A 4,440-nucleotide genomic window follows, 5' to 3' on the forward strand; every position below is an offset into this window, starting at 1 on the left:
CCTCCACAGAGATCTGTGCTGGACTTGGAAAAGTGATCAGATCACATAGAACCCATGGGTACCGTCGCGCGCCAATTGCTCGACCAAGCCGAACTCCCAATCCAGATACGCCTGCATGGCTTCCTTGGGATTGTCGGTGCCTTCATACGGTCGGCGGTAGCGGTCGATGCGCGGTGAGGCCAGGTGGGTTTCGCCTTCTTCCAGGGGCAGTTGCGCGTTGATCCAGCCCGCAGTGCCGTCTTGCAGCAGGAACACTTGCTTGCCGGTAATGGCTTCGACTTCAGCCACCGCCAGGCGCGCCAGTTGGCTGCTGCCGCAGGTCAGTACATAGCGCTCGGCGGTCGGTATTTTTGCGAGGGCGTCGGGCAGTTGTGCGCGCAGCGCCCACCAGGCGCCGGGGATATGGCGTTTGACGTAGTTGGCGCTGGCGGTGAAGTCCAGCACCACGGTGTCGCCGTGGGCCAGCCAATCGGCGAGGGTGTGGGGGCTGATCAGTTCGGCCTGGGGCGGGGCGGGCACCGGGGCGACCCAGGCGCCTTTTTCGCTGAAATGCGCTGTTTGCAGGTCGTCCAGTACATGCACCTCCCAGCCCAGTTGGGCGAGCCAGGACGCGGACATATTGGCGCGCACGCCGTCGTCATCTGCCAGCACCAGCCTTGCGCCGCGCACGCTGGCCACGTGATCGGTTTCCTGGACCAATTGGCCGCCTGGGGTGGAGCGGGCGCCGGGCAGGTGGCCGGCGTCGAATTCTTCCGGGGTGCGCACATCGAACAGGTAGGTGGTGCGCGTGGGTTCTTGCTGCCAGCGTTGCAGGTCGCCGAGGGTGGCGCGGCCGACGCGGGCCTTGTCGGCCACGCGGCGTGCGTCCTGGGCGGCGATGTGGCGGTGTTCTTCCGACGTTGGCGCAAAGCGGCGCGACTGGTCATGGGCGAGCTTCTGACCGGCCAGGGTCCAGCCGATGGTGCCGTTGCGCAGCGCCGACACCGGGTTGGCCACGCCCGCATTGATCAGCGACTGGGTGCCGATGATGCTGCGGGTGCGACCGGCGCAGTTGACGATGATGCGGGTGGCCGGGTCCGGCGCCAGTTCGCGGGCGCGCAGCACCAGTTCGGCACCGGGCACGCTGATGCTGGTGGGGATGCTCATGGTCTGGTATTCGTCGAAACGGCGGGCGTCGAGCACCACCACATCGGCCTGGCTGTCGAGCAGGGCCTGCACCTCCTCGGCGGCCAGGGACGGCGTGTGGCGCTCGCTCTCTACCAGTTCGCCAAAGGCCTTGCTCGGTACGTTCACGTCGATAAACAGCTCGCCACCGGCGGCGCGCCAACCGTCAAGGCCGCCGTCGAGCAGGCTGACCTGGGTGTAGCCCAATGCAACCAGGCGCTCGGCGGCGCGGACGGCGAGCCCTTCACCGTTGTCGTAGACGGTCACCTGGGTATCGGGCCGTGGGATGCGCGCAAACACCTCCAGTTCCAGTTTGGACAGCGGGATATTCGCGGCGAACAACGGGTGGGATTCAGCAAACGGCGCTTCTTCGCGCACGTCGATCAGGGCGACTTCTGCATGGTCCAACAGGGCCTGGCGAATCTGCGCGAAACTGCGGGTCGGTACGGTGCTCATAGGGCAGGGCTCTTTTCTTTGGACAAATCCCAGATGTTCGGGAGGAAGGCGTTGGAATAACCGGAGATAAACAGCTTCTCGCTGCCGTCGGGCTGGTACACGGCGCGGCGTACCGCGCCGATATTGGCGCCGTACACGTGAATGCTGATGGACACTTGGTCGCTGTGGGCGTTGCTCACCTGATGGATATCGCCAACCTTGGGCGACACCGCCTCGACCTGGCCCGGCACCAGCTCAATGGGCTTGCCTTCGGCGACCAGGCTGCCGTCAGGGGCGCGTTCAAAACCTTGGGAAAACTCCGCGCCGCGCAACATGCCGATCAGCCCCCATACCCGGTGGTCATGAATCGGCGTGGTTTGCCCCGGCCCCCATACAAAACTGACGATGCTGAAGCGCTGGCGCGAATCGGCATGCAACAGGAATTGTTGGTAGCGCTCGGGGTTGGGTTGGGCGAATTCATCGAGGAGCCAGTCATCATGGCTGACCAGTTGCGCGAGCAGTTTCCCGCCACGGTGCAGCAGGTCACCTTCGCGGGGATTGCCGTCGATCAGTTCCGCCAGGGCGCCAATAAAGGCTCTGAGTCTCTCGGGGTGTCGGGCCTGGGTCATGACAATTCCATCAGTCGGTGTCGATGGGTTTATCTAAGCATAATGTTTATAGTTAATATGCTATTTTTTAATGATTAGCTTATAGCTGAAGGTAATTTAGAACTGGTCTGAATAGTGTTAGACGTTATCGATCACAGCCTGGGCTATTCAGATAACGTTCCTGCAACTATGCTTCGCACACATCTTAATGACTGTTCTCTATGTGCGGCCCAAATGAAAATTGACGATATCGATGCCTTTGTCGAAGTGATTCGTTGCCAGTCCATCAGCCATGCCGCCGAGTCGTTGCAACTGACCCAGCCGGCCATTACCCGCCGCGTGCAGAACTTCGAGCAGGCGCTGGGGGTGGAGCTGTTCGACCGCAACACCAAACCCCTCAAGCCAACGCTGATCGGCACCCGCGTGTATGAACAATGCCGCTTGATCCTGCGCGAGATGGATGCCTTGCGCGAACTGGTCGCCACTGACGCACCCCCCACCGGCGTACTGCGCCTGGGCGTGCCGCAGACCATCGGTGATGTGGTGCTGCTGGATGCGCTGAAGCTGCTGCGCGCTGAGTACCCTGAACTGCGGGCCCAGGTCGCGACCGGCTGGGGCAGCCAGTTGGTTGGCAAGATCGAACGGGGTGAGCTGGATGCGGCGGCGGCGTTGTTCCCGGCGGGTAAGATCTTCCCGGACAACATCGTTGGCGAGTCCATCGGCAAGATGGAACTGGTGGTGGTGTGCGCCAAGGCGCAGTTGCCGAAAAAGCCGTGCAAGCTGGCGGATGTGTACCAGAGCGGTTGGATCCTCAACCCGGACGGCTGCGGGTTCCGCGCTGGCCTGCAGCGTACTTTGTCCGACCAGGGCCTTGCGCTGCGGGTCAACCTGGAGACGTTCGGCACCGAGTTGCAATTGGGATTGGTCGCCGATGGGTTGGGCTTGGGCCTGGTGCCGCGCCCGCTGCTGGAACGCAGTGCGCACCGTGAGCAACTGGCGGTGATGCCGCTCAAGGACTTCAAACCGGTGATGGATTTGTGGCTGATCTACCCGCACTTTCTCGGCAACCTGCAAGGGCCGGTGGATGCGTTTGGCAAATGGGTGGCTGCCTCGTTGCACAAAATCCGTAACGCCGCTTAACCCTGTGTGAGGGGGCTTTGTGGTGAGCCTTTGAGAGTTGCCCCGATAGGGACCTGAGAGCAGACCAAGGGGTGGAGTGTTATGAAAAAAAATAATAATTAGCTTAGATTAAAATGTGCTTTTTATTATGTTTGAGCATCCCCTAGGCTTGCCTGGAAGTCCTTAAGGCCATCCAGGAAGTTTTGCCATGAGCAGCGTCACCTCGATTTCCAGCGTTTCCAATAACGTTCGTCAACGCGTCACGCCAGAAGAGTGGGAGGTGCGCGTGAAACTGGCCGCCGCCTACCGCCTGGCGGCCTTGTACAAGTGGACCGACCATATCTATACCCACTTCTCCGCCCGTGTACCGGGCCCGGAGGAGCATTTCCTGATCAATGCCTTTGGCCTGTTGTTCGATGAAATCAACGCTTCCAACCTGGTCAAGGTCGACCTCGACGGCACCATCGTCGACGATCCTACTGGCCTCGGTATCAACTACGCGGGCTACGTAATCCACAGCGCCATCCACGGCGCACGCCATGATCTGCAAGCGGTGCTGCACACCCATACCCGCGACGGTATTGCGGTGTCGGCGCAGAAGGACGGCTTGTTGCCGATTTCCCAGCACTCCATCGCCTTTTCCGGGCGTGTGGCGTACCACGGCTACGAAGGCATCGCCCTCGACCTGGACGAGCGCGAGCGGCTGGTGGCGGATTTGGGCGACAAGAGTGTGATGATCCTGCGTAACCACGGGCTGTTGACGGCGGGCATCAGCGTCGAACATGCCTTCCAGCAACTGCAAGGGTTGGAGCGGGCTTGCAATATCCAGATTGCGGCGCAGGCGGCGGGGAATGCGGAGTTGGTCTTTCCGCCACAGGAGGTGGTGGCGAAGGTGGAAGAGCAGGCCAAGGCGCATAGCAGCGGTGAAGGCCCGGGCGTGGCGCGGCATTGGAATGCACTGATTCGGCAGTTGGAGCGTACGGATATCGACTACAAGAACTGATCCCGAGTCAAATGAAGAATGTGGGAGGCCCCACTACCTCTTCGACGTAGCGCTGTCGCGCAGCAAACTGGGCGCACCTACGAAATCTGCGGCTCAATAAGTCGGCTTCAC

At 61.4% G+C, this 4,440-nt stretch carries 4 protein-coding genes; 2 read left to right on the forward strand and 2 right to left on the reverse strand.

Going from position 1 to position 4,440, the window contains the following annotated elements:
- Window positions 1-36 precede the first annotated feature (36 nt).
- A complete protein-coding gene (locus tag IQK56_RS22355; RefSeq protein ID WP_193901833.1) occupies window positions 37-1,620 on the reverse strand; it encodes a rhodanese-related sulfurtransferase in 1,584 nt (527 codons plus the stop codon).
- Complete coding sequence (locus IQK56_RS22360; protein WP_193901834.1) at window positions 1,617-2,228, reverse strand: cysteine dioxygenase family protein; 612 nt, start codon at window positions 2,226-2,228, stop codon at window positions 1,617-1,619. The genes IQK56_RS22355 and IQK56_RS22360 overlap by 4 nt, the downstream gene beginning before the upstream one ends.
- A gap of 213 nt (window positions 2,229-2,441) precedes the next feature.
- Between IQK56_RS22360 and IQK56_RS22365 the strand changes: the two genes are divergently transcribed.
- Window positions 2,442-3,347 (forward strand): LysR family transcriptional regulator, encoded by a 906-nt coding sequence (locus IQK56_RS22365; RefSeq protein WP_122305934.1) that lies wholly within the window; start codon window positions 2,442-2,444, stop codon window positions 3,345-3,347.
- Between the two features lie 187 nt (window positions 3,348-3,534).
- Complete coding sequence (locus IQK56_RS22370) at window positions 3,535-4,329, forward strand: class II aldolase/adducin family protein (protein ID WP_150675675.1); 795 nt, start codon at window positions 3,535-3,537, stop codon at window positions 4,327-4,329.
- Window positions 4,330-4,440 lie beyond the last annotated feature (111 nt).

This window comes from Pseudomonas cyclaminis (assembly GCF_015163715.1).
Taxonomy (GTDB): Bacteria; Pseudomonadota; Gammaproteobacteria; order Pseudomonadales; family Pseudomonadaceae; genus Aquipseudomonas; species Aquipseudomonas cyclaminis.

Excerpts from the sequence above, each read along its gene's own strand:
- IQK56_RS22355 (WP_193901833.1), bottom strand. The coding sequence starts at position 1,620 with ATGAGCACCGTACCGACCCGCAGTTTCGCGCAGATTCGCCAGGCCCTG.
- IQK56_RS22365 (WP_122305934.1), top strand. The coding sequence starts at position 2,442 with ATGAAAATTGACGATATCGATGCCTTTGTCGAAGTGATTCGTTGCCAG.
- IQK56_RS22370 (WP_150675675.1), top strand. The coding sequence starts at position 3,535 with ATGAGCAGCGTCACCTCGATTTCCAGCGTTTCCAATAACGTTCGTCAA.
- IQK56_RS22360 (WP_193901834.1), bottom strand. The coding sequence starts at position 2,228 with ATGACCCAGGCCCGACACCCCGAGAGACTCAGAGCCTTTATTGGCGCC.